Below are 24,661 nucleotides of genomic sequence, written 5' to 3'. Positions count from 1 at the left end.
GGTCTCGCGGGCCTACGTTCTTTGTACCGCGAGCCGGGAGGAAGCGGAACCCCTGCCCGCACTTCTTTACTTTCACCGCCGAACAGGGTGAAACGGGCGCGGTTCAGGCCGTGGCACGGCGTCGGCTGGCGTACCAGACGAGCCCGGCGGTCGCCGCCGCCGCTCCTATGGCCGCCGCCGCGACCAGCGCGGGCCGGGGCGGTACCGAGAACGCCGGCAGCCGCTTCTTGAGCGGGACCGGGCGGCGGAACTCCAGGACCGGCCAGCCGTGCGCGAGGGCCTCGCGGCGCAGCGCGCGGTCCGGGTTCACGGCGTGCGGGTGCCCGACGGCGCGCAGCATCGGCAGGTCGGTCGCCGAGTCGCTGTAGGCGTAGCAGCGGTCGAGGTCGTAGCCCTCGGACGCGGCCAGTTCCCGGATGGCCTCGGCCTTGGTCGGGCCGTAGGCGTAGTACTCCACCTCTCCGGTGAAGCAGCCGTCCTCGCCCACGACCATGCGGGTGGCGACCACCCGGTCCGCCCCCAGCAGTTCGCCGATCGGCTCGACCACCTCCGCGCCCGAGGTGGACACGATCACCACGTCCCGGCCGGCCGCGTGGTGCTCCTCGATGAGGGAGGCGGCCTCGTCGTAGATGATCGGGTCGATCAGGTCGTGCAGGGTCTCGGCCACGATCTCCCGTACCTGCTGGACGTTCCAGCCGCGGCACAGCGCGGAGAGATACTCGCGCATCCGCTCCATCTGATCGTGGTCCAGACCGCCGGCCAGGAAGACGAACTGGGCATATGCGGTACGCAAGGCGGCCCTGCGGTTGATCAGGCCGCCTTGGTAGAAGGACTTGCTGAAGGTGAGCGTGCTCGACTTCGCAATGACCGTCTTGTCCAGGTCAAAGAAGGCCGCGGCGCGGGGCAAGGAGTGGTTTTCCACACCCCTGAGCATAGGGGCCCTCCATTCGGCGTAAGGTGGGGCGCGTGGGTTTGCCTGAGAGGGCTCTCGGGTACACCATGGAAGTCACGGATCGTTCGCGACCGTGCTAACCCGGTCCGACTCCTCCCCCCCCGAGTCGGCCGTGGGGACGACCCCCGCTCTCCCCCCCGGCGGGGGTCGTCGCATGTCCGGGCGGGTTTTCTCGCTCTTCCCCGTTCTTCACGCGGCCGTACGGCCGGCGTCACGCCGCCGTTGCCGCGCTTTCGGCATGCCCATGATCGGCTACGGGGAGTAATCATCGGACTGCTCTGTGGAAGTCGCCTGCGGATCGGTGCAGGGGTCACCGGTATGGGTGACGAAGTTATTCACAGGGCCTGCGTTGTCCACAGTTTTCCACCAAGATCCACATTATTTCGCGGCTCGCGCCACCGTGTTTCCAGGGCGCTCCGGGCCGCGGCGAGTTCTTGGCCGGTTCCGATTGCCCGCAGCGCGTATGGCCGGTTTCCGCCGGCCGTTCACAGGGAGGCCGCTCGCGGTTCTCCGCACCTTTGGGAATCGCGTGGCCGAGGAAGCCGTGCGGCCCGCACAGCGAAGGGGGAAACACCCGTGACCGGAACCGTCACCCACGACCCGCCAGCCGGCCCCGCGGGCCGGCCCGGACAGCCGCTCATCATCACCGAGGACGCCGTCCTCCTGGACGATCTGCTGCGCCTGTGCGCGGCGGCGGGCGCCACCCCGGAGGTCCGCCACGACGTGCCGGATTCCGGCGACGGCTGGACGGCGGCCCCGCTCGTGCTCGTCGGCGACGACGCCGCCCGCCGGGTGAGCGGGGCCGTGCGCCGGCCCGGCGTGGTGCTGGTCGGCCGCGACCAGGACGACTCCGACGTGTGGAAACGGGCCGTCCTGATCGGCGCCGACCACGTCCTGATGCTCCCCGACGGCGAGGCCTGGCTGGTCGACCGCATCGCCGACGTCGCCGAGGGCATCGGCCGTCCGGCCCTCACCGTCGGAGTGATCGGCGGCCGGGGCGGCGCCGGGGCGTCCACACTCGCCTGCGCGCTCGCCGTCACCTCCGCGCGCGAGGGACTGCGCACCCTCCTGGTCGACGCCGATCCGCTCGGCGGCGGACTCGACGTGCTCCTCGGCGGCGAGGGCGCCGACGGGTTGCGCTGGCCCGCCTTCGCCGCCTCCCGTGGCCGGGTCGGCGGCGGCGCCCTGGAGGAGTCGCTGCCCGAACTGCACTCCCTGCGCGTGCTCAGCTGGGACCGCGGGGACTGCGTCGCCGTGCCCCCGCCCGCGGTGCGGGCGGTGCTGGCGGCCGCCCGGCGGCGCGGCGGCACGGTCGTGGTCGACCTGCCCCGCCGTCTCGACGACGGGGTGGCCGAAGCCCTCGCCCAACTGGATCTGGTCCTCCTCGTCGTCCCGGCCGAACTGCGGGCGGTCGCCGCGGCCGGCCGGGTCGCCTCCGCCGTCGGCATGGTCGTCCGCGATCTCCGCGTGGCGGTCCGCGGACCCTACGCACCCGGGCTGGACGACCACGAGGTGGCCCGGCTGCTCGGCCTGCCACTGGCCGGCCAACTGCCCGTCGAACCGGTGCTGCTCCGCCCACAGGCGAGCGCCAAGGCCCCCGGCGCGACCGGGCGCGGCCCGCTCGCCCGGTTCTGTGCGCACTTCTGGGAGCGCGTGCTGGTCGAGTCGGGAGGCACCCGATGAGCCTGCCCGGACTCGACCGGGCCGACGGCGCGGCCCTGCTCGACGGTGTCCGCCGCTGGCTCGCCGAGAGCGGTGCCGAACCCACTCCCGCGCGCGTGGCCCAGGCGCTGCGCGAACAGGGCCGGGTGCTCGGCGACGCCGAGGTGCTCGGCGCGGCCGAACGCCTGCGGTCCGAACTCGTGGGCAGCGGCCCCCTGGAGCCTCTGCTCGCCGACCCGGACGTCACCGACGTGCTGGTCTCCGCCCCCGACCGGGTGTGGGTGGACCGCGGTGGCGGCCTGGAGCTGACCACGGTCACCTTCCCCGACGCGGCGGCCGTACGGCGTCTCGCGCAGCGCCTGGCCGCGGTGGCCGGCCGCCGGCTGGACGACGCCCGGCCCTGGGCGGACGCCCGGCTGCCCGACGGCACCCGGCTGCACGCGGTACTGCCCCCGGTCGCCGTCGGCTGCACCTGCCTCGCCCTGCGCGTGGTCCGGCCCCGGGCGTTCACCGTCGGGGAACTCGTCTCGGCGGGCACGGTGCCGCCCGGCGGCGACCGGATCCTAAAAGCCCTGATCGAGGCCCGGCTCTCGTTCCTCGTCAGCGGCGGCACCGGCTGCGGCAAGACCACCCTGCTCAGCGCCCTGCTGGGGCTGGTCGGACCGGGCGAGCGGATCGTGCTCGCCGAGGACTCGGCCGAGCTCAGGCCGGACCATCCGCACGTGGTCCGGCTGGAGACCCGGCCCGCCAACCAGGAGGGGGCCGGCCTGGTCACCCTCGAGGACCTCGTACGGCAGGCGCTGCGGATGCGGCCGGACCGGCTGGTCGTCGGCGAGGTGCGCGGCGCGGAGGTCGTGCATCTGCTCGCGGCCCTCAACACCGGTCACGGCGGCTGCTGCACGGTCCACGCCAACGCCGCCGCCGACGTACCGGCCCGGCTGGAGGCCCTGGCCACGGCCGCCGGGTTGGACCGGGCCGCGCTGCACAGCCAGCTGGCGGCCGCCCTCTCGGTGGTGGTGCACCTCGTGCGGGACCGGTCCGGGCGGCGCCGGATCGACGAGGTCCACGTCCTGGAGCGGGACCCCACCGGGCTGGTGCGGACGGTACCGGCCCTGCGCTGGGGCGAGCGGGCGTTCGTCCGGGAGCGGGGGTGGGGGCGGTTGCGGGAGTTGCTGGGGCCCTATGCGGAGGCCGAGGGCGAGTGAGGGGCGGCGGAGAAGACCACCGGGGGCGGATGGGGCCCGGGGTGAAGGAGGTCGCGCCCGGTGAGGGCGGGGCACGGACGCGACCCGGGAGGGGCGTGCTCCGAGGACGGGCGGGGTCCGTCAGGAGGCCGTGCCGGAAGCGAAGGGAGAGGCGATGGAAGTGATCGGCCGGATGGCGATGGAAGTGATCGGTGAGTTGTCGACAGGGGCCGCGGTGCTCTGCCTCGGCGCGTTGGCCTGGCTGCTGGGCGGCCGGCACTACGGGGTCCGGCGGGCCCGGCTGCTGCTGGCCGGTGGCCCGGTGGTGGCGACCGGACCGCCCGCCTGGCAGCGGGCCGTCATGGACCTGGGGGGATGGCGCGGCCGGTGGGGTGCCGAGTGGGCGGCCCTCGCCGCCGGGCTGGTGATCGCCCTGTGGGGCGCCTCGGTGATCCCGGTCGTCGCGGGGGCGGCCGGAGTGCCGGTGCTGCGCCGGGTGCGGCTGGCCCGGCAGGCCCGGGATGCCCGGGAGCGGCGGGCCGACGCGGTGATCGCCCTGTGCGGGGTGCTCGCCGGGGAGGTCCGGGCCGGACGGCAGCCGGGAGCGGCGCTGTTGCGCGCCGCGCGGGAATCCGCCGGGCTCGGTGACGCCCAGGCCGCGGTGGTGGCGGCGGCGCGGTTCGGCGGAGACGTGCCGGGCGCGCTCGCCGCGGCGGCCCGGCAGCCGGGTGCCGAGGGGCTGCTCGGACTCGCCGCGTGCTGGCGGGTGGCCGTGGACCAGGGCGCCGGACTCGCCGCGGGCCTGGACCGGCTGGACGGTGCCCTGCGCGCCGAGCGGGACGGCCGGGCCGACCTGCGCGCCCAGTTGGCGGGCGCCCGGGCCACCGCGGTGCTGCTCGCCGTGCTGCCCGTCCTCGGACTGCTGCTCGGCACGGCCATGGGCGCGGACCCCCTGCGGGTACTGCTGCACACCGGGGCGGGCCTGGGCTGCCTGACCGCCGGGGCGGTGTTCGAGGCGGCCGGGATGTGGTGGGCGACGCGGATCGTACGAGGGGCGGAGGCGGTGTGAGGGCGATTCGGCGGGCTGGGGGAAAGCGGCCGGTCCGCGGGGCCGGGCGGGCCGGGCGGTCCGGGACGCGCGGGATGCGAAAGGGGTGGGCCGGGTGAGCGGGGACGTCTTCCACAGGCTGGGGACGGCCGGGGTCGCCGTGCTGGTCCTCGGCTGGGGAGCCCGGCGGCTGGAACTGGCGCGTCGGCGGCGCCGGGCACGGCGCCGGGTGGCCGGGCTGCTGGGGCGCGAGGTGTCGTCGGGACGGGCGGGAGCGGTGCCGTTCGCGATGCCGCGCGGCGTACGGCGGTTGCTGGCACCGGCCGGTGCGGCGTGCGGGGCGTGGGTGCTGGTCGGCGGGGCCGCCGGAGCGGCGCTGGGGCTGGGCGTCGGTGTCGCGCTCTGGCGGTGGCGGGACCGGCAGGCGGCGGCCGCGCGGCCCGAGGCGGTCGACACCGCAGGGGCCGCGCGCCGGCTCCCGCTCGCGGCCGACCTGCTGGCCGCCTGCATCGCCGCCGGCGCCGCCCCGGTGCTCGCCGCCCAGGCCGTGGGAGAGGCCCTCGGCGGGTCCGTCGGGCAGGCGTTGGCGCGCGGCGCCGCGGAGGTCCGGCTCGGCGGCGCGCCGGCGGACGCCTGGCGGAGCCTCGCCCTTCTGCCCGGCGCCGGTGCCCTGGCGCGACTGCTGGAACGGGCCGACGACTCCGGGCTCGCCGCGGCCGGTCCGGTCGCCCGTCTCGCGTCGGACGCGCGCGCGGAGTGGGCCCGTACCGCGACGGCCCGGGCACGGCGGGCGGCCGTCCTCATCTCCGCGCCGGTCGGACTGTGCTTCCTGCCCGCGTTCGTCGCGGTCGGGGTGGTGCCCGTCGTGGTCGGTCTGGCCGGCGGGGTGACGGGAGGGAGGTGAGAGCGAGGCGAACGAGAGCGGACGAGAAGAAAGCCGTCAGGCAAGCACGCAGAACGACTACAGACCCGAAACCTTACGGGGGTTGAGATGTTCGGAAAGATCAGGAAAGCGGCGGCGAGGCTGCGCGGGACATGCCGGCAGGACACCGGAATGGTGACGTCCGAGTACGCGATGGGAATCATCGCGGCCGTCGGGTTCGCGGTGCTGCTCTACCAGGTGGTCACCAGCGGCCAGGTCCAGGCGGAGCTCCAGGCCATCGTGAAGAAGGCCCTCAGTGCCCGGATGTGAGGAAGGAGGAGAGCGGGGCGGGGACCACGGGTTCGTGACCGTGGAGGCGGCCATGGCGCTGTCCGTGCTGGTGGCGTTCACGATGGCGCTGGTCTCGGGGCTGCTCATGGTGGCGGCGCGGATCGAGTGCGTGGACGCGGCCCGCGCGGGCGCCCGGGCCGCCGCCCGGCAGGACCCGCCCGACGCGGTGGTGCGGGTGACGCGGGAAACCGCTCCGCGAGGTGCGCGGGTGGCCGTCGCACGCGAGGGCGACCGGGTCCGGGTCACGGTGGTGGCCCGGCCCCCGCTCCTGAGCGGGCTGCCCATCGAACTGCACGAGGAGGCGGTGGCACTCGCCGAGGACACCGTGCGCACGGGGGAGGCGGGCCGGTGAAGCGCGGGTACCAGCCGCCCGGCGAACGGCGGCCCGCCGACGGTGTACGGGAAGACACGAGGGCGCCCCGGGGCGGGCGCGGCCGGCCGGGCCGGTGGGCCTGCGCGGAGGCGGAGCGGGCGGTGTCCCGGTGGCCGTGGTTCGGCCTGGGGCGTCGTGCGCTGGTGCCGGGCCGCGTGCGCTCGGGCGTGGCACGGCGGTGCGGGGCCGACCGGGGGTCGGCCACCGTATGGAGCCTCGGGGCGATGGCCTTGCTGTGCGCGGTGTTCGGCGCGGTGCTCTTCTACGGGCAGGCCGTCGCCGTACGGCACCGGGCGGCCGGCGGCGCGGATCTGGCGGCGCTCGCGGCGGCGGACCACTGGGCCGAGGGCGGCACGGCGGCCTGTGCCCGCGCCGGGCGGCTGGCGGCGGTCCAAGGGGTACGGCTGGTGCGGTGCGCGATCGTGGGCGACACCTCGGATGTGACGGCGGCCGTGGGGAGAGGGCCGTTCGCGGCGGAGGTCAGGTCGAGAGCGGGCCCGCCGGGGCCTGTGCCGCCGGGGATCCCGGACGGGTTCCGGGCCGTGCCGCCTCCCGAGCCGGGCTTGCCGGGACGGGTGTCGCCCGGCACCCCGGACGGACTCCGGAGCGGACCGCCCGCTGATCCCGGACCGCCGGGGCGCGTGGCGCCTGGCATCCCGGCCGTTCCGTCTGCCGAATCGGGAGCGCCGTGGCCTGTGCCGCCCGGGGTCCCGGACGGACTCCAGGCCGTACCGCCCGCCGAACCGAGAGCGCGCCCCGACCCGCCAAGCCCCTGACCAGCCCCCCGTGCCCCCAGCCCTTGGCCAGCCGGCCCCCGTCCCCCATCACCTAACCAGCGCATGCCCCGTCCGCCGGCTCCTCCACAGCTCCCCGCAGCAGCACCGTGAGAAGCCGTACCGCGCCCCTCTTGTGCAGGGGGTCGTTGCCGTTGCCGCACTTGGGGGACTGGATGCAGGACGGGCAGCCGGCCTCGCACTCGCAGGAGGCGATGGCCTCGCGGGTGGCGGACAGCCAGGTGCGGGCGGTGTGGAAGGCGCGCTCGGCGAAGCCCGCGCCGCCGGGGTGACCGTCGTAGACGAAGACCGTGGGCAGGAGGGTGTCGGGGTGCAGCGGCACGGACACCCCGCCGATGTCCCAGCGGTCGCAGGTCGCGAAGAGGGGCAGCATGCCGATGGAGGCGTGCTCGGCGGCGTGCAGGGAGCCGCCGAGGATCTCCGGGGTGATCCGGGCCTCGTCCAGCTGGTCCTCGGTGACCGTCCACCACACCGCGCGGGTGCGCAGCGTACGAGGAGGGAGGTCGAGTTTCGTCTCGCCCAGCACCTCGCCGGTGATGAGGCGCCGGCGCAGATAGGAGACCACCTGGTTCGTGACCTCCACCGAGCCGAAGCACAGGCGGCCGGAGCCCCACGGGATCTCGGTGTCCGTCTCCAGGATGGAGATCGACGTGGTGTCGCGGGCGACGGTCGAGTACGGCGGGTCGGCCTGCTCGACCAGGGCGACGGAGTCCTCCAGGTCCAGGGAGCGCACCAGGTAGGTGCGGCCCTGGTGCAGGTGGACGGCGCCCTCGTGGACCGTGGAGTGCGCGGCGCCCGCGTCGACCGTGCCGAGCAGCCGGCCCGTGCCGCACTCCACGATCTGCACCGGGCGCCCCCCGGCGCCGCGGATGTCGGTGAGGTCGGCGGCCCGCTCCCGGCGGGTCCAGTGCCAGGCCCGGGTGCGGCGGCGCAGCAGCTTCGCGGCCTCCAGCTGCGGCAGCACGTCCGCGCAGCCGGGGCCGAAGAGCTCCAGGTCCTCCTCGGTCAGCGGCAGCTCCGCGGCGGCGGCGCACAGGTGCGGGGCGAGGACGTAGGGGTTGTCGGGGTCGAGGACCGTCGATTCCACCGGTTGGTCGAACAGGGCCTCGGGGTGATGGACGAGGAAGGTGTCCAGCGGGTCGTCGCGGGCGACGAGGACCGCGAGGGCGCCCTGGCCGGAGCGGCCCGCGCGGCCTGCCTGCTGCCACAGGGACGCGCGCGTGCCCGGGTAGCCGGCGATCACCACCGCGTCCAGGCCGGAGACGTCCACGCCCAGCTCCAGGGCCGTCGTCGCGGCGAGGCCGAGGAGTTCGCCGGAGTGCAGAGCGCGTTCCAGGGCGCGGCGTTCTTCGGGGAGGTAGCCGCCGCGGTAGGCCGCGACACGCCGGACCAGGGAGCGGTCGACCTCGGCGAGCCGCTCCTGGGCGATGACCGAGATCAGCTCGGCGCCGCGCCGGGAGCGGACGAAGGCGACCGAGCGCACGCCCTGCACGGTCAGGTCGGTCAGCAGATCGGCGGTCTCGGCGGTGGCGGTACGCCGTACGGGGGCGCCCTTCTCGCCCTGCAACTCGGTGAGCGGGGGCTCCCAGAGGGCGAAGACCAGCTCCCCGCGCGGGGAGGCGTCGTCGGCGACCTCCACCACCGGCAGGCCGGTCAGCCGGCGGGCGGAGGCCGCGGGCTCGGCGGAGGTCGCCGAGGCCAGCAGGAACACGGGAGAGGAGCCGTAGCGGGCGCACAGCCGGCGCAGCCGGCGCAGCACCTGGGCGACGTGCGAGCCGAACACGCCGCGGTAGGTGTGGCACTCGTCGATGACGACGTACCGGAGCGACTTCAGGAAGGAGGACCAGCGCGGGTGGGAGGGAAGTATCCCGCGGTGCAGCATGTCCGGGTTGGTGAGGACGTAGTTGGCGTACTGGCGGATCCACTCCCGTTCCTCGAACGGGGTGTCGCCGTCGTACACGGCCGGGCGTACCGAGGTGCCGAGAGGTTGTGAAAGTTCCTTCACCGACCGGCACTGGTCCGCCGCGAGCGCCTTGGTGGGCGCCAGGTACAGGGCGGTGGTGCCGCGCCCGTTCGGGGCCTCCGCCCCGTCCAGGAGGGTGGACAGGACGGGTACGAGATAGGCGAGGGACTTGCCGGAGGCGGTGCCGGTGGCGACGACCACCGAGTCGCCGTCGAGGGCGTGCTCGGCCGCCTGTGCCTGGTGTGCCCAGGGATGCTCGATACCGCACGCCTGGACGGCCGCGATCACTTCGGGGCGAATCCGGTCAGGCCAGACGGCATGGCGGCCCGCACGCGGGGGCAAGTGCTCCGTATGAGTGATGCGCGCAGCCCGGCTCGGCCCGGAGGCGAGCCGGTCCAGGACCGCGCCCGGAGACGGTCGGCACGCCGGGTCCACCGGGGTTCGATCGGATCGGTGATTCTTGGCCATCGGCACCGAGTGTGTCACTGGTGTGACGGACAATGGAGTCAAGGCGTCGTGCACGCCTGCCGGTAAGTGATTGAATGCCATCGCGGCTGGCGAAGCGTCCCGGGGGCCGCAAGCCGAGGTGCCCGAGGGACAAACGCTCGATAGCAAGGTGCTGGAGGATCCGTGGACCTGTCCCTGTCGACCGAGACCGTCGGCGATCGTACGGTCGTCCGAGTCGGTGGCGAAATCGACGTGTATACCGCGCCCAAGCTGCGCGAGCAGCTGGTCGAGCTGGTGAATGACGGGAGTTTCCACCTCGTCGTCGACATGGAGGGCGTGGACTTCCTCGACTCCACCGGGCTCGGCGTGCTGGTCGGCGGCCTGAAGCGGGTGCGTGCCCATGAGGGCTCGCTGCGCCTGGTCTGCAACCAGGAGCGCATTCTCAAGATCTTCCGTATCACCGGCCTCACCAAGGTGTTCCCGATCCACACCACGGTCGAGGAAGCGGTGGCGGCCACCGACTGATCGGCCGCAGGCCGATCCCAGGACCGTTCGCCGGCGCCGGGCTCCTGCCGGGGCCCGGTCGTCGGCCGGTCCCGTTCTGGGCCGCGCCCGACGACGCGGATGACGCAGACCAGACGCTGCGGACAGGGCGGCCCGGGGTAGAGAAGGAACACCAGGGGGTGCGGTCGCCCGGCGGCGGCCCCGTCCCCGACCGCACGCCCGTAGTCGCGAGGGGGATGCATGGCCACCGTCGAACTCCGCTTCAGCGCGCTGCCCGAACACGTCCGGACCGCCCGGCTGGTGGCGGCAGCGGTGGCGCGCAGGGCGGGAGTGGACGAGGCCGTCCTGGACGAGGTGCGCCTGGCCGTGGGGGAGGCGTGCTCCCGCGCGGTCGGACTGCACCAGAGCAGTGGTGTCACGGCACCGGTGAAGGTGGCGCTGACCGAAGAGGAGAAACAGTTCTCCATCGAGGTCGGCGACGAGGCGCCGCACGCCGTCGCGGGCGGCGACACGCCCGGCACCGCGCAGGACGGCGAGTCCGAGGTCGAGGAGGACGAGATGGGTCTGGCGGTCATCAGCGGCCTCGTCGACGACGTGGAGGTCACCACCGGACCGAACGGCGGACTGATCCGCATGACCTGGCCGACCACACCGCCGGCCACGACGCTCGTCTGACCGACGGCGTAGCCGCACCCGCGAGGGCCCTGCTCAGCAGGGCCCTCGTCGTATTTTCGGGGCGCCGGGGAATTCGTGAAGGAATTCACGATCAATAGCCCGATAATTTGATCAAGCGCCAATGCGGCCGTCAATGCCCTGAGGGCATTACTTCTTTCGGGTTCCATGTCGTTCTCTCGATCTTTTGCTGAAGAGCGAGAGCAGGCCGAATCCGTTTACCGTCCCCTGTTTAGATCACTCTGCGGTACCTACAATCCGTCCACATCTTGAGCTCAGCCCAAGCGTCAAGGAGGACGAATGGCGGGGCTTTCTACCCCTCATCTGGGTCATCCCACTTCTCTCGCAGCAGCGGTTCTGACCGACGACAATCGGATCATCGTCGCCGTTATCGCGGCCGTCGCCCTGGCCGCGCTGGTGGTCGCGGGGATCCTGGTCCGGCAGGTACTCGCGGCGGGCGAGGGAACCGACAGCATGAAACGGATCGCCGAGGCGGTCCAGGAAGGCGCCAAGGCCTATCTCGCCCGGCAGCTGCGCACGCTCGGCGTATTCGCCGTCGTCGTGTTCTTCCTGCTCATGCTGCTGCCCGCGGACGACTGGAATCAGCGGGCCGGCCGCTCGGTGTTCTTCCTGATCGGAGCGGCGTTCTCGGCGGCCACCGGCTATATCGGCATGTGGCTCGCCGTGCGCAGCAACGTGCGGGTCGCCGCGGCGGCCCGGGAAGCGACTCCCGCGGAAGGCGAACCCCGAAAGGATCTCACCACCGTCTCGCACACCGCGATGAAGATCGCATTTCGCACGGGCGGCGTCGTCGGCATGTTCACGGTGGGGCTCGGCCTGCTGGGCGCCTCCTGCGTGGTGCTGGTGTACGCCGCCGACGCGCCGAAGGTGCTGGAGGGCTTCGGCCTCGGCGCCGCCCTGATCGCCATGTTCATGCGGGTGGGCGGCGGCATCTTCACCAAGGCCGCCGACGTCGGCGCCGACCTGGTCGGCAAGGTCGAGCAGGGCATTCCGGAGGACGACCCGCGCAATGCCGCGACCATCGCCGACAACGTGGGCGACAACGTCGGCGACTGCGCGGGCATGGCGGCCGACCTCTTCGAGTCGTACGCCGTGACCCTGGTGGCCGCACTGATCCTCGGCAAGACCGCCTTCGGCGACTTCGGACTGGCCTTCCCGCTGCTGGTGCCCGCCATCGGTGTGATCACGGCGATGATCGGCATCTTCGCGGTCGCCCCGCGCCGCGCCGACCGCAGCGGCATGAGCGCGATCAACCGCGGCTTCTTCATCTCCGCGGTGATCTCGCTGGCGCTGGTCGCGGTGGCCGTCTACGTCTACCTGCCGGGAAGCTACGCCGCCCTGGACGGCGTCACCGACGCGGCGATCAAGGGCAAGGACGGCGACCCGCGCGTCTTGGCGCTGGTCGCGGTCGCCATCGGCATCCTGCTCGCCGCCGTCATCCAGCAGCTGACCGGCTACTTCACCGAGACCAACCGCCGCCCGGTGCGGGACATCGGCAAGACCTCCCTGACCGGGCCGGCCACCGTCGTCCTGTCCGGCATCTCGGTGGGTCTGGAATCGGCCGTGTACACCGCGCTGCTCATCGGGCTCGGCGTGTACGGCGCGTTCCTGCTCGGCGGTACGTCGATCATGCTGGCGCTGTTCGCGGTGGCCCTGGCCGGCACCGGCCTGCTCACCACGGTCGGTGTGATCGTCGCCATGGACACCTTCGGGCCGGTCTCCGACAACGCGCAGGGCATCGCCGAGATGTCCGGCGACGTCGAGGGCGCGGGCGCGCAGGTGCTCACCAACCTGGACGCGGTCGGCAACACCACCAAGGCCATCACCAAGGGCATCGCCATCGCCACCGCCGTCCTGGCCGCGTCGGCGCTGTTCGGGTCGTACCGCGACGCGATCACCACCAACGTGCAGGACGTCGGCGCCAAGCTGACCGGGCCCGGCTCACCGCTGAGCCTGTCGCTGGACATCTCGCAGCCCAACAACCTGGTCGGACTGGTCGCGGGCGCCGCGGTCGTCTTCCTGTTCTCCGGGCTGGCCATCAACGCCGTGTCGCGCTCGGCCGGTGCGGTGGTGTTCGAAGTGCGGCGGCAGTTCCGCGAGAAGCCCGGGATCATGGACTTCACCGAGAAGCCCGAGTACGGCAAGGTCGTCGACATCTGTACCAAGGACGCCCTGCGCGAGCTGACCACGCCCGGTCTGCTCGCCGTCATGGCGCCGATCTTCATCGGGTTCACGCTCGGTGTCGGCGCGCTCGGCTCCTACCTCGCCGGTGCCATCGGCGCGGGCACGCTGATGGCGGTGTTCCTCGCCAACTCCGGCGGCGCCTGGGACAACGCCAAGAAGCTGGTGGAGGACGGCCACCACGGCGGGAAGGGCAGCGAGGCACACGCGGCCACGGTGATCGGGGACACGGTCGGCGACCCCTTCAAGGACACCGCCGGACCCGCGATCAACCCGCTGCTGAAGGTCATGAACCTGGTCTCGCTGCTCATCGCACCGGCCGTGATCAAGTTCTCCTACGGCGACGACAAGAACCTCGGCGTGCGGATCGGGATCGCGGTCCTCGCCCTGCTGGTGATCGTCGTGGCCGTGTACGTCTCCAAGCGGCGCGGCATCGCCGTCGGTGACGAGGACAACGCCGAGCGGGTCACCAACTCGCCCGACGCGGCGGTGGTCTCCTAGCCCGGATCGGCAGGACCCGGGTGACGGACGGGCGGACGGCGCGTGCTGACGCGCCGCCCGCCCGTCCTGCCGTGTGGGCCCGGCCACGTCGTGAGCCTTCTCTCTCATGGCACAAAAGGTCATAAAAGCTGACCGATCTCTTGCCCGGTAGCGGGGGCGAGGCCGTCCGCCGTGTAGATTCCGGGGGCCGAGAGCCATGGAAGGGACCAATCCGGTGAACAAGAAGCTCGCGGCCGCACTGTCCAGCGGTGCGGTACTGGCAGTCGCGGTGACGGGGTGTGGCGGCGGCGGCGACAAGGGGCCCGACCCCAAGCTGGTGTCCTGGGCCAAGACGGTGTGCGACGCCGTGCCCGCACAGAGCGCCAAGATCAAGTCGGCCAACGCGTCGATCGCGTCCATCGCCACGGACGGCAACCTTCCGCCCAAGGACGCCCAGAAGACGTACGTCGAGGCCTTCCAGAACCTCGCCGACGGCTACAAGGCCCTCGCGGGCGCCCTCGACAGCGCCGGCGCGCCCCCCGGCATCGACGGCGGAGCCAAGCTCCAGAAGGACGCCGCCGAGAACCTGGCCGGCCTGTCCACGTCGTACACCGAGCTGAAGAAGACGGTCGAGGGGCTCGACACCAAGGACCAGGGCAAGTTCGCCAAGGGCCTCAAGACGGTCGCCGGGCAGACCAAGGAGGTCGGCAAGCAGGGCGACGACGGCACGGAGGCGCTGAAGCGGCTGGAGCAGGGCGAGGTCAAGGAGGCCATGGCCGAGCAGCCCAGCTGCAAGGTCGCCGCGTCCGCCGCGGCACAGTCCACGGCCCCGGCGACGACCGGCTGACGTCGGCGAACGGCCCGCGCGGAGTCCGCCCCGGCGGGCCGTCGCGGGCCACAATGGGGGCGTGACTGACACCGGACCCGCTTCCCTGCCCGCCGCCGACCGGCCCGACATCGCCGCGCGCCTGAGGGACGCGCTGCTGGCCGCCTCCTTCACCGCCGACGGACTGCTCGACCTGCTCGGCGCGCCCGCGTACGCGGCCCTGGCCCGCAGCGAGACCGTGCCCGCCCTGCGGGCGACCCGTGGCGACACGCCGCTGGAGACGCTCGTACGACTGTTCCTGCTCCAGCAGCCGGTGCCGCACGCGCGCGTGGCGGCCGTGCTGCCGGTCCAGGAGGCGCTGGAGGCCGGCTGGCTGCGGCGCGTGGGCGGCGACGAGGTGGCCGCGACCGTGGACGTGCGGCCCTATGGCGGTCCCGGCGGCGAGGACTGGTTCATCGTCTCCGACCTCGGCTGCGCGGTCGGCGGGGCCGGCGGCATCGGGCAGCACGAGGAGGGCGTCGTCCTGGGCGTGGGCGGCGCCTCCACCACCCTCGCGGGCATCACCGTGCGCACTCCCGTCGCCTCCGCCCTGGACCTCGGCACCGGCTCCGGCATCCAGGCGCTGCACGCCGCCCAGCACGCCACGCGCGTGACGGCGACCGATCTCAATCCCCGCGCGCTGCACATCACGGCGCTCACGCTGGCGCTGTCCGGGGCGCCCGCCGCCGATCTGCGCGAGGGCTCGCTCTTCGAGCCGGTCCGCGACGACGAGACGTTCGACCTGATCGTCTCCAACCCGCCGTTCGTGATCTCCCCGGGCGCCCGGCTGACGTACCGGGACGGTGGCATGGGCGGGGACGATCTGTGCCGCTCGCTCGTCCAGCAGGCGGGGGAACGGCTGACCGAGGGCGGGTTCGCGCAGTTCCTCGCGAACTGGCAGCACGTGGCGGGGGAGGACTGGCAGGACAGACTCAGGTCGTGGGTGCCGCGCGGCTGTGATGCCTGGATCGTGCAGCGCGAGGTGCAGGACGTCACACAGTACGCCGAGCTGTGGCTGAGGGACGCCGGAGACCACCGCGGGGACCCGGCGGAGTACCAGGCGCGCTACGACGCCTGGCTCGACGAGTTCGAGGCGCGGAAGGTCAAGGCGGTCGGCTTCGGCTGGATCACCCTGCGCAAGACCGGCTCCGCCGAGCCCGTCGTCACCGTGGAGGAGTGGCCGCACCCGGTCGAGCAGCCGCTCGGGGAGGCGGTCCGGGCGCACTTCGACCGGCTCGACTATCTCCGGGGCCACGATGACGCGGCGTTGCTGGACAGCCGCTTCAGGCTCGCCCCCGAAGTGGTCCAGGAGCAGGTCGGGCTGCCCGGCGCCGAGGACCCCGAGCATGTCGTGCTGCGCCAGCACCGCGGGATGCGGCGGGCGACGAAGGTGGACACGGTCGGCGCCGGGTTCGCGGGCGTGTGCGACGGCACGCTGAGCGCGGGCCGCATCCTGGACGCGATCGCCCAGCTCGTCGGCGAGGACCCGGTACTGCTCCGCGACCGCACCCCCGCCCAGATCCGGCTGCTGGTGGAGCAGGGCTTCCTGGAGCCGGCGGCGGACTGAGCGACCACGCGCACCGGTCGTACACCCTCCCACCCGCTCCGGGGCCCGGAAAGGGTCCCGGAGCCGCGAGGCGCACCGGTCTTCGGAAAACGGCCGGAAAAATATGGCCGGGGATTCCGGAGGGTGTCTATCCGCTCGCATGTTCGATTGCGCGTCGGCCTTCCGTTCACCCCCGTGTCGCCCGTCCGTTCCCCGTGCGTGCCACTCTCCCCACGCCGGGTGGAGCCGGCGGCCGAAAAGGGGTGGGCGGGCGATGGAGAGTGGGCCGGCGATCTTCGCTGGAGCGGTGTTCGCCCTGTTCGGAGCCGGTCTGCTGGCGTGGACCGGGACGCGGCTGTGGCGCCGGGAACCGGTGGGTCTCGGTGTGAGCCGGATCGCATCCGGCGCCCTCGCGGGCATGGCCGGAGCCGTCGCCCTGGCCCTGGGCGGGTACTGCCTGACCCGGCTCTGAGGCCATGGAACGCCGCTCCGGCGGGTAAGGGGAGCGTTACGCTCCGGACAGGGGTACTGGAGCGGCCGGGCGGTCCGGGCGGCAGGAATGCCGGTAGTCGGGTTACCGTTCGAGTGGCCGTTGTGGGCTTTTCCCGTTTGACACGGGGGCGGGATGTAGCGTCACACTCCGCAGCGTCACACGAGCCAGCAGTACGCCGCGACCCCGGGACCAAGGCCTGGGGAGGCCCCAGCGTCGACCGGAGAGAAGAGCGAAGTTGTCCCCGACCAGCGAGACCGCACACGGCGGTCGCCGACTCGTCATCGTCGAGTCGCCTGCCAAGGCGAAGACGATCAAGGGCTACCTCGGCCCCGGTTACATCGTCGAGGCGAGCGTCGGGCACATCCGCGACCTTCCCAACGGTGCCGCCGAGGTGCCCGAGAAGTACACCGGTGAGGTCCGCCGCCTCGGTGTGGACGTAGAACACGACTTCCAGCCGATCTATGTCGTCAACGCGGACAAGAAGGCCCAGGTAAAGAAGCTCAAGGACCTGCTGAAGGAATCCGACGAGCTGTTCCTCGCCACCGATGAGGACCGGGAGGGCGAGGCGATCGCCTGGCACCTCCAGGAGGTCCTGAAGCCGAAGATCCCGGTCAAGCGGATGGTGTTCCACGAGATCACCAAGGACGCGATCCGCGCGGCCGTCGCCAACCCGCGCCAGCTCAACCAGAAGCTGGTCGACGCCCAGGAGACCCGCCGCATCCTCGACCGCCTCTACGGCTACGAGGTCTCCCCGGTGCTGTGGAAGAAGGTCATGCCCCGGCTGTCGGCCGGCCGCGTGCAGTCCGTCGCGACGCGACTCGTCGTGGAGCGGGAACGCGAGCGCATCGCCTTCCGTTCCGCCGAGTACTGGGACCTGACGGGCACCTTCGGCACCGGCCGCGCCGGAGACCCGTCGGACCCGTCGTCGCTGGTCGCGCGCCTTCAGACCGTCGACGGCAGGCGGGTCGCGCAGGGCCGCGACTTCGACTCCGTGGGACAGCTCAAGAGCGCGGGCATCCTCCACCTCGACGAGGCGACCGCCCGCGGCCTCGCCGCCGCCCTGGAGAACGCCAGCTTCTCCGTGCGCTCCGTCGAGTCCAAGCCGTACCGCCGCTCGCCGTACGCCCCGTTCCGTACGACGACGCTCCAGCAGGAGGCCAGCCGCAAGCTCGGCTTCGGCGCCAAGGCGACGATGCAGATCGCGCAGAAGCTGTACGAGAACGGCTTCATCACGTACATGCGTACGGACTCCACGACCCTGAGCGACACCGCGATCTCCGCGGCCCGCGCCCAGGTCACGCAGCTGTACGGCGCCGACTACCTGCCGCCGCAGCCGCGCACGTACGCCGCCAAGGTCAAGAACGCGCAGGAGGCCCACGAGGCCATCCGTCCGTCGGGTGATCGTTTCCGCACGCCCGCGGAGACCGGCCTGACCGGCGACCAGTTCAGGCTCTACGAACTGATCTGGAAGCGGACCGTCGCCTCCCAGATGAAGGACGCGACCGGGAACAGCGTCACGGTGAAGATCGGCGGCACGTCCGCCGACGGCCGGGACGTCGAGTTCAGCGCGTCCGGCAAGACGATCACCTTCCACGGCTTCCTGAAGGCCTACGTCGAGGGCGCCGACGACCCGAACGCCGAGCTCGACGACCGCGAGCGCCGGCTGCCGCAGGTCGCCGAGGGCGACGCGCTGTCCGCCGAGCGGATCACGGCCGACGGCCACGCCACCAAGCCCCCGGCCCGCTATACCGAGGCCAGCCTGGTCAAGGAGCTGGAAGAGCGCGAGATCGGCCGCCCGTCCACGTACGCGTCGATCATCGGCACGATCCTGGACCGCGGCTACGTCTTCAAGAAGGGCACGGCCCTGGTGCCGTCCTTCCTGTCCTTCGCCGTGGTCAACCTGCTGGAGAAGCACTTCGGCCGGCTCGTCGACTACGACTTCACGGCCAAGATGGAGGACGACCTCGACCGGATCGCCGCCGGTGAGGCGCAGGCCGTGCCGTGGCTGAAGCGCTTCTACTTCGGCGAGGGCCGTGGCGGCGTCGGCAGCGCGGCCGAGGCGGGCAACGGCGACGGCGACCACCTCGGCGGCCTCAAGGAGCTGGTGACCGACCTGGGCGCGATCGACGCCCGCGAGGTCTCCTCGTTCCCGGTGGGCAACGGCATCGTGCTCCGCGTCGGCCGCTACGGGCCGTACATCGAGCGCGGCGAGAAGGACACCGAGGAGCACCAGCGCGCCGACATCCCGGACGACCTGGCGCCGGACGAGCTGACCGTCGAGCTGGCCGAGGAACTGCTGGCCAAGCCGAGCGGCGACTTCGAGCTGGGCACCGACCCGGAGACGGGCCACCAGATCGTCGCCAAGGCCGGCCGCTACGGCCCGTACGTCACGGAGGTGCTGCCCGAGGGCACCCCCAAGACCGGCAAGAACGCGGTCAAGCCGCGGACGGCCTCGCTGTTCAAGTCCATGTCGCTCGACACGGTGACGCTCGAGGACGCGCTGAAGCTGATGTCGCTGCCGCGTGTGGTCGGCACGGACGCCGACGGCGTGGAGATCACCGCGCAGAACGGCCGCTACGGCCCCTACCTGAAGAAGGGCACGGACTCGCGTTCGCTGCAGTCCGAGGACCAGATCTTCACGATCACGCTGGAAGAGGCCCAGGCGATCTACGCCCAGCCGAAGCAGCGGGGGCGGGCCGCCGCCAAGCCGCCGCTGAAGGAGCTGGGCGAGGACCCGGTCTCCGGAAAGCCGGTCGTGGTCAAGGACGGCCGCTTCGGTCCGTACGTCACCGACGGCGAGACCAACGCGACCCTGCGCTCCGGCGACAGCGTCGAGACGATCACTCCTGAGCGTGGTTTCGAGCTGCTCGCCGAGAAGAGGGCGAAGGCACCGGCCAAGAAGACCGCGAAGAAGGCGGCGGCCAAGAAGACCGCTCCGGCGAAGAAGACCGCCGCCAAGAAGACGGCCGCCAAGAAGACGACGGCCGCCGCGAAGAAGACGACCGCCAAGAAGACGGCCGCGAAGAAGACCACGGCGTCCAAGGCGTCGGGTTCCGGCGCGGAGGACTGACAGCGGATTCGGGGGCGGCGGCGGGCTGAGGCCTCCGGGGCCTCCCGGGCAGGGGGTGTCCGCGCCTTTGGCCTCGGCTGCCGCTTCCCCGCTTCGCACTCGGCTTCGCGAAACGAACGCCCGCCCCGGTGCCCGCGCGGTGCCGGGGCGGGCGTACGTCCGGACACGCGAGGTGTGGTGTCAGCGGCTGCGGATAGGCTGAACGCATGACGCGAGCCGAGCAGCCAACGGCCCATTCCACAGCCCCGGACGACGCCCTGGTCGCGGACTCCCGCGAGCGCGCCGTCCGCTCCCTGCTGCGCCGACCGCAGCTGAGGCGCCTGTGGAGCGCGCAGCTGGTGAGCGGTGTCGGCGACACCCTGTCCCTCCTCGTCCTCGTCGTGCTGGTCCTCCAGGCGTCGGTCGCCGAGGGCGCCCTCGGCGGTGGCTACCGAGGCGTGGCGTTCGCAGTGGCGACGGTCTTCGCCGCGCGCATCCTCGCCACGCTGGTCTTCGGCGCCGTCCTCCTCGGCCCGCTGACCTCGCTCACCTCCGAGGAGGGCCCGCTCGACCGCCGCTGGACCATGGTCGGCGCCGACGGCCTGCGCGCCGCGCTGCTGATCGTCGCGCCCCTGTGGATCGACTGGGTCCCGGGTGACGCGCTCACCGTCCTGCTGGTCACCGCCTTCGTCACCGGCGTCGCCGAGCGGCTGTGGACGGTGTGCCGGGAGAGCGCCGCCCCCGCCCTGCTGCCGGCCCCGCCCCCGGAGGGCGCGACCGTGCGGCCGCTGCCGGACCACCTGGACGCCCTGCGCCGCCTGACCCTGCGCACCACCTTCCTCGCGGTCCCGCCGGCCGCCGCGGCCCTGATCGTCGCCGCCCTGCTGAACAACCTGCTGGGCACGGGCGTGGCCTGGTTCGACCAGCACCAGGCGGCCCTCGGGTCGTATGTCGCGGCGGGCCTGTTCGCCGCCTCCCTGTCCGTGCTGACGTCCTTGGAGGTGCCCGGCACGCGCACCCCGCGCGCGCGGTCCCCGCTGGAGGGCCTGCGCCGGCCGCGCACCGGCACCGGTGTCGACAAGGGCCGTACGGGCGTCGCCCCGCTGCTGGTCCTGGCCTGTGCCGGGGTCGCCGGCGCGATCGCCGCGGCCGTCTCGGTGTGCGTGCTGCACGCCCGGGACCTGGGCGGCGGCCCGGTCCTCTACGGCCTGCTGGTGCTCGGCCTGACCGGCGGTGTCGCCGTCGGCATCAAGACCGCCCCCGCGCTGCTGCCGTCCCTGTCCCGCCGCCGCCTGCTGGCCCTGGCGATCGCCGTCACCGGCATCGCGCTGCTGGCCGCCGGGCTGGTCCCGGACGTCACCACGGTCCTGCTGATCGTCACGCTGGCCGGTGCCGCCGCGGGCGTCGCCGCGAACACCGGGCACACCCTGCTCGACCAGGAGACCGAGGACTACCGCCGGGTCCGCACCACCGAGCACCTGCACGCCGTGGTCCGCGTCTTCATAGCGCTCGGCGTCCTGATCGCGCCGCTGTTCGCGGCGCTGATCGGCCCGCACCGGCTGGAGAACGGCAAGTTCGTCTTCGCGCACGGCGGCGCCGCCTTCACGCTCATGCTCGTCGGCGCGCTGCTGCTGCCGGTGGCCGCGCTGGTGCTCGCCAAGGTCGACGACCGCTCCGGCGTGCCGCTGCGCCAGGACCTGAGGGACGCGCTGCTCGGCGGCGACGACCCGGTCACGGCACCGGCGGCCAGCGGCTTCTTCATCGCCCTGGAGGGTGGCGACGGCGCCGGCAAGTCCACCCAGGCCGAGGCCCTCGCCGAGTGGATCCGCGCCAAGGGCCACGAGGTCGTGGTCACCCGCGAGCCCGGCGCCACCCCGGTCGGCAAGCGGCTGCGCTCCATCCTGCTGGACGTGTCCTCGGCGGGGCTGTCGCACCGCGCGGAGGCGCTGCTGTACGCCGCCGACCGCGCCGAGCACGTCGACACCGTCGTACGGCCCGCCCTGGAGCGCGGCGCGGTGGTCATCTCGGACCGTTACATCGACTCCTCCGTCGCCTACCAGGGCGCCGGCCGGGACCTGTCCCCGACCGAGATCGCCCGCATCAACCGCTGGGCCACCAACGGCCTGGTCCCGCACCTCACCGTCCTGCTGGACGTCTCCCCGGAGACCGCCCGCGAGCGGTTCACCGAGGCACCGGACCGGCTGGAGTCGGAGCCGGCGGAGTTCCACGCGCGCGTGCGGGCCGGTTTCCTCACACTGGCCGCGTCCGACCCCGGCCGCTACCTGGTGGTGGACGCCGGACAGGAGCCCGAGGCCGTCACCACCGTGATCCGGCACCGGCTGGACACCGTGCTGCCGCTGTCCGAGGCCGAGATCAAGGCCCAGGAGGAAGCCCGGCGCAAGGCCGAGGAGGAGGCCCGCCGCAAGGCCGAGGAGGAGGCCGCCCGCAAGGCCGAGGAAGAGCGTCTGGAGCGCGAGCGCCAGGAGCAGCTCGCCCGGTTGCGCGCCGAGGAGGAGGAGCGCAAGCGGCGCGAGCTGGAAGAGGCGCAGCGGCGCGAGGCCGAGCGGCAGGCGGAGGAGGCCCGGCAGCGGGCCGAGGAGGCGCGCCGTCGCGCGGAGGAGGAGCGGCAGCGGCTGCTCGCCGAGGAGAAGGCGCGCGCGGAGGCGGAGGCCCGCCGCAAGGCCGAGGAGGAGCAGCGCCGCAAGCAGGCCGAGGAGGAGGCCCGGCTGCGCGCCGAGGAAGAGGCCCGGCAGGCCCGGTTGCGCGCCGAGGAGGAGGCCCGGCAGGCGAAGCTGCGTGCCGAGGAGGAGGCGCGGCGTCTGGAGGCGCAGCGCAAGGCCGAGGAGGCGCTGCTGCGTGCCGAGGAGGCCCGGCGGCAGGCCGCCGAGGCCGCGGCGGCGGCCGACGCGGCGGCCCGCAGGCCCAGCGCGCCGCTTCCCGCGGCCCCGGGCGTGGCTCCGGACGACGCCACGGTCGCCACGCCGGTGGTGGCCCCGGGCACGGCCCGCGGCGCCGAGGGCGTCGAGCAGGCCGAGGAGACCGTCCCGACACCGGCGGTGTCGCCGGACGCGCGGACGGGGCAGACACCGGGTGCGTCGGGCATGACTGGCTCGACGGGTACGACGGGTACGACGGGACGGCGTACGGAAGGACCGGCCACGGACGACACGACGGTGCTGCGACCGGTGCGCGAGGAGCGCGGCCGGCCCGCCGACGGCCCCCGGGACGCCTACCCCGACTCCGAGGTGACCGCCGAGCTGCCGCAGCCGCCGGCGCCGACCGGGCCGGGGGAGGAGACGGCGGTGCTGCCGCCGGTGGCCCCGGGTGCGGCGGACGAGACGGCCGTGCTGCCGCCGGTGACCCCGGGTGCGGCCGACGAGACGGCCGTGCTGCCGCCCGTACGGAGTGACGACCCGGCGGACCGGGTACCGCCCGGCTACTTCCGCGACGAGCGCCCCGCGGCGAGCCCCGACGGTTCCGAGGCACGCACGCGCGAGATGCCCCAGCTCGACGCCGACGGCACGCCCCGCCGCCCGCGCCCAGACTGGGCCGAGGAGACCCCGCTGGACGACCTGCCGTCGCTGGCCGACGAACTGCTCGGCTCGTACGACGAGGGGGAGTACGGCGAGCGGCAGTACGGCGACGGGGGCGAGAGCGAGGAGCAGGGCGGCCGGGGCCGGGGCAGGGGCCGGGGTCGACGGGGCTGACCAGGCGGCCGGACCTTCGGCCGGTGTCCCGTCGCCGCTGCCCCCGGCAGGGGCCGCGTAGCCGTCGGTCGGCGGCTCGTGGCCGTCGGTCGGCAGCCCGTCGTCCTCGGGTGGCGGCCCGTTGTCAGTGCCCACCCGCACAATGGATTCCGGAACGCGGAATGTGACGGAAGGGCGGCGTGACCCATGACCGTGTGGGACGACCTCGTCGGGCAGGAGAAGGTGAGCGCGGTGCTCGATGCGGCCGCGCGGGACGCCGACGCCCTCGTCACGGCGGTCTCGGCGGAGCAGCCGCTGCCCGAGGCGTCGAAGATGACCCACGCCTGGCTGTTCACGGGCCCGCCCGGCGCGGGCCGGAACCAGGCGGCCAGGGCCTTCGCCGCGGCCCTGCAGTGCGTGAGCCCCGACCGCGCGCTCGGCGGCGCCCCCGGCTGCGGCTTCTGCGACGGCTGTCACACGGCGCTGCTCGGCACCCACGCGGACGTCACGACGGTCGCCGCGGTCGGTGCCGAGATCCTGGTCAAGGACATGCGGGACACGGTCCGCAAGTCGTTCACCGCCCCGGCGAACGGCCGCTGGCAGATCATCCTGGTCGAGGACGCCGAGCGGCTGAACGAGAAGTCGGCCAACGCCGTCCTGAAGGCCGTGGAGGAGCCCGCCCCGCGCACGGTCTGGCTGCTGTGCGCCCCCTCCATCGAGGACGTCCTGCCCACCATCCGCTCCCGCTGCCGCCACCTGAACCTGCGCACGCCGTCCGTCGACGCGGTCGCCGACATGCTCGTACGGCGCGACGGCATCGAGCCGGAGGTCGCCGCGTCCGTCGCCCGCGCCACCCAGGGCCATGTCGACCGGGCCCGCCGGCTGGCCACCGACCCGGCGGCCCGCGAGCGCCGCGCCGCCGTGCTGCGGCTGCCGTTGCGGCTGGACGAGGTGGGTGCCTGCCTCAAGGCCGCCCAGGAGCTGGTCGACGCGGCGGCGGAGGACGCCAAGCAGCTCGCCGAGGAGATGGACGGCAAGGAGACCGAGGAGCTGAAGGCGGCCCTCGGCGCGGCCCAGGGCGGCCGGCTGCCGCGCGGGACGGCGGGGGTGATGAAGGACCTGGAGGACATGCAGAAGCGCCGCAGAACCCGCACGCAGCGCGACAGCCTGGACGTGGCCCTCGGCGACCTCACCGCCTTCTACCGAGATGTCCTCGCCCTCCAGCTCGGCACGCGCGTGGCGATCGCCAACGCCGACGCCGGGGACGCCCTGGAGCGGCTGGCGAACGGCAGCACCCCCGAGTCCACGCTCCGCCGCATCGAGGCGATCTCCGCGTGCCGCGAGGCCCTGGACCGCAATGTGGCCCCGCTGCTGGCGGTGGAGGCGATGACGATGGCACTGCGGGCGGGCTGAGACGGTGAGACCGGGGCTGATGCGCTCAGGGGCGTGCGGCCAGGGGGAGCGTCAACCGGTTCCGGGAACAGGGCGCGTGTCCCCCGTAGGAGGCACAATGTCCACGCACCGCACC

17 protein-coding genes and 1 pseudogene are annotated in these 24,661 nt (G+C 73.5%); 16 read left to right on the top strand and 2 right to left on the bottom strand.

Features of this window, described 5'->3' with window-relative positions; genetic code table 11:
- Nucleotides 1-103 precede the first annotated feature (103 nt).
- On the bottom strand, nt 104-934 hold the full coding sequence (locus IE251_RS27265; RefSeq protein WP_189755654.1) for an HAD family hydrolase: 831 nt from the start codon (nt 932-934) through the stop codon (nt 104-106).
- Nucleotides 935-1,528: 594 nt separating this feature from the next.
- Between IE251_RS27265 and ssd the strand changes: the two genes are divergently transcribed.
- From ssd to IE251_RS41255, 7 genes and pseudogenes are all read left to right on the top strand, one after another.
- Nucleotides 1,529-2,635 carry a septum site-determining protein Ssd gene (ssd, locus tag IE251_RS27260; RefSeq protein WP_189755653.1) on the top strand — a complete coding sequence of 369 codons (1,107 nt, stop codon included), beginning with the start codon at nt 1,529-1,531 and terminating at the stop codon, nt 2,633-2,635.
- Nucleotides 2,632-3,819, top strand: coding sequence for a TadA family conjugal transfer-associated ATPase (locus IE251_RS27255; protein ID WP_189755652.1), 1,188 nt, complete (start codon nt 2,632-2,634; stop codon nt 3,817-3,819). The genes ssd and IE251_RS27255 overlap by 4 nt, the downstream gene beginning before the upstream one ends.
- A 154-nt stretch (nt 3,820-3,973) precedes the next feature.
- Nucleotides 3,974-4,867: a type II secretion system F family protein gene (locus IE251_RS27250; RefSeq protein WP_229896957.1), complete on the top strand. Its 894-nt coding sequence runs from the start codon at nt 3,974-3,976 to the stop codon at nt 4,865-4,867.
- A 94-nt stretch (nt 4,868-4,961) separates the two neighbouring features.
- Nucleotides 4,962-5,750, top strand: coding sequence for a type II secretion system F family protein (locus IE251_RS27245; RefSeq protein WP_189755651.1), 789 nt, complete (start codon nt 4,962-4,964; stop codon nt 5,748-5,750).
- 150 nt (nt 5,751-5,900) lie between these two features.
- Nucleotides 5,901-6,038 (top strand): DUF4244 domain-containing protein, encoded by a 138-nt coding sequence (locus IE251_RS27240; protein WP_030606347.1) that lies wholly within the window; start codon nt 5,901-5,903, stop codon nt 6,036-6,038.
- A 34-nt stretch (nt 6,039-6,072) separates the two neighbouring features.
- The gene (locus IE251_RS27235; RefSeq protein WP_189755757.1) at nt 6,073-6,411 is read left to right on the top strand and encodes a TadE family type IV pilus minor pilin; all 339 of its coding nucleotides are present in this window, start codon (nt 6,073-6,075) and stop codon (nt 6,409-6,411) included.
- Between the two features lie 245 nt (nt 6,412-6,656).
- A pseudogene (locus IE251_RS41255) lies at nt 6,657-6,947 on the top strand (Rv3654c family TadE-like protein); the annotation flags it as partial.
- Between the two features lie 313 nt (nt 6,948-7,260).
- Here the strand turns inward: IE251_RS41255 and sftH are convergent.
- Nucleotides 7,261-9,738, bottom strand: coding sequence for a DEAD/DEAH box helicase (gene sftH, locus IE251_RS27225; RefSeq protein ID WP_189755649.1), 2,478 nt, complete (start codon nt 9,736-9,738; stop codon nt 7,261-7,263).
- 81 nt (nt 9,739-9,819) lie between these two features.
- Between sftH and bldG the strand changes: the two genes are divergently transcribed.
- The 9 genes from bldG to IE251_RS27180 all read left to right on the top strand — a co-directional run bounded on the left by bldG (nt 9,820) and on the right by IE251_RS27180 (nt 24,546).
- Entirely contained in the window at nt 9,820-10,161 is a 342-nt protein-coding gene (gene bldG, locus IE251_RS27220; protein ID WP_030781841.1) for an anti-sigma factor antagonist BldG, read from the top strand.
- 219 nt (nt 10,162-10,380) lie between these two features.
- The gene (locus IE251_RS27215; RefSeq protein ID WP_189755648.1) at nt 10,381-10,815 is read left to right on the top strand and encodes an ATP-binding protein; all 435 of its coding nucleotides are present in this window, start codon (nt 10,381-10,383) and stop codon (nt 10,813-10,815) included.
- Between the two features lie 297 nt (nt 10,816-11,112).
- The gene (locus tag IE251_RS27210) at nt 11,113-13,515 is read left to right on the top strand and encodes a sodium-translocating pyrophosphatase (RefSeq protein ID WP_189755647.1); all 2,403 of its coding nucleotides are present in this window, start codon (nt 11,113-11,115) and stop codon (nt 13,513-13,515) included.
- A 214-nt stretch (nt 13,516-13,729) separates the two neighbouring features.
- Nucleotides 13,730-14,341: a small secreted protein gene (locus IE251_RS27205; protein WP_229896956.1), complete on the top strand. Its 612-nt coding sequence runs from the start codon at nt 13,730-13,732 to the stop codon at nt 14,339-14,341.
- Between the two features lie 61 nt (nt 14,342-14,402).
- Entirely contained in the window at nt 14,403-15,926 is a 1,524-nt protein-coding gene (locus IE251_RS27200) for a N5-glutamine methyltransferase family protein (protein WP_189755645.1), read from the top strand.
- A 253-nt stretch (nt 15,927-16,179) separates the two neighbouring features.
- Nucleotides 16,180-16,377 (top strand): hypothetical protein, encoded by a 198-nt coding sequence (locus tag IE251_RS27195; protein WP_189755644.1) that lies wholly within the window; start codon nt 16,180-16,182, stop codon nt 16,375-16,377.
- A 256-nt stretch (nt 16,378-16,633) separates the two neighbouring features.
- Nucleotides 16,634-19,468: a type I DNA topoisomerase gene (topA, locus tag IE251_RS27190; protein WP_189755643.1), complete on the top strand. Its 2,835-nt coding sequence runs from the start codon at nt 16,634-16,636 to the stop codon at nt 19,466-19,468.
- A gap of 206 nt (nt 19,469-19,674) precedes the next feature.
- Nucleotides 19,675-23,154: a dTMP kinase gene (gene tmk / locus IE251_RS27185; protein ID WP_189755642.1), complete on the top strand. Its 3,480-nt coding sequence runs from the start codon at nt 19,675-19,677 to the stop codon at nt 23,152-23,154.
- A gap of 186 nt (nt 23,155-23,340) precedes the next feature.
- Nucleotides 23,341-24,546: a DNA polymerase III subunit delta' gene (locus tag IE251_RS27180; RefSeq protein WP_030781817.1), complete on the top strand. Its 1,206-nt coding sequence runs from the start codon at nt 23,341-23,343 to the stop codon at nt 24,544-24,546.
- Nucleotides 24,547-24,661: the final 115 nt, after the last annotated feature.

Source organism: Streptomyces eurythermus, assembly GCF_014649115.1.
GTDB lineage: Bacteria > Actinomycetota > Actinomycetes > Streptomycetales > Streptomycetaceae > Streptomyces > Streptomyces eurythermus.
This window is presented reverse-complemented; position numbering and strand designations above follow the sequence as displayed.

Coding starts and splice junctions, on each gene's coding strand:
- IE251_RS27265 (WP_189755654.1), bottom strand. CDS start 934: ATGCTCAGGGGTGTGGAAAACCACTCCTTGCCCCGCGCCGCGGCCTTC.
- IE251_RS27255 (WP_189755652.1), top strand. CDS start 2,632: ATGAGCCTGCCCGGACTCGACCGGGCCGACGGCGCGGCCCTGCTCGAC.
- IE251_RS27250 (WP_229896957.1), top strand. CDS start 3,974: ATGGAAGTGATCGGCCGGATGGCGATGGAAGTGATCGGTGAGTTGTCG.
- IE251_RS27240 (WP_030606347.1), top strand. CDS start 5,901: ATGGTGACGTCCGAGTACGCGATGGGAATCATCGCGGCCGTCGGGTTC.
- sftH (WP_189755649.1), bottom strand. CDS start 9,738: ATGGCATTCAATCACTTACCGGCAGGCGTGCACGACGCCTTGACTCCA.
- IE251_RS27215 (WP_189755648.1), top strand. CDS start 10,381: ATGGCCACCGTCGAACTCCGCTTCAGCGCGCTGCCCGAACACGTCCGG.
- IE251_RS27210 (WP_189755647.1), top strand. CDS start 11,113: ATGGCGGGGCTTTCTACCCCTCATCTGGGTCATCCCACTTCTCTCGCA.
- IE251_RS27195 (WP_189755644.1), top strand. CDS start 16,180: ATGGAGAGTGGGCCGGCGATCTTCGCTGGAGCGGTGTTCGCCCTGTTC.
- tmk (WP_189755642.1), top strand. CDS start 19,675: ATGACGCGAGCCGAGCAGCCAACGGCCCATTCCACAGCCCCGGACGAC.
- IE251_RS27180 (WP_030781817.1), top strand. CDS start 23,341: ATGACCGTGTGGGACGACCTCGTCGGGCAGGAGAAGGTGAGCGCGGTG.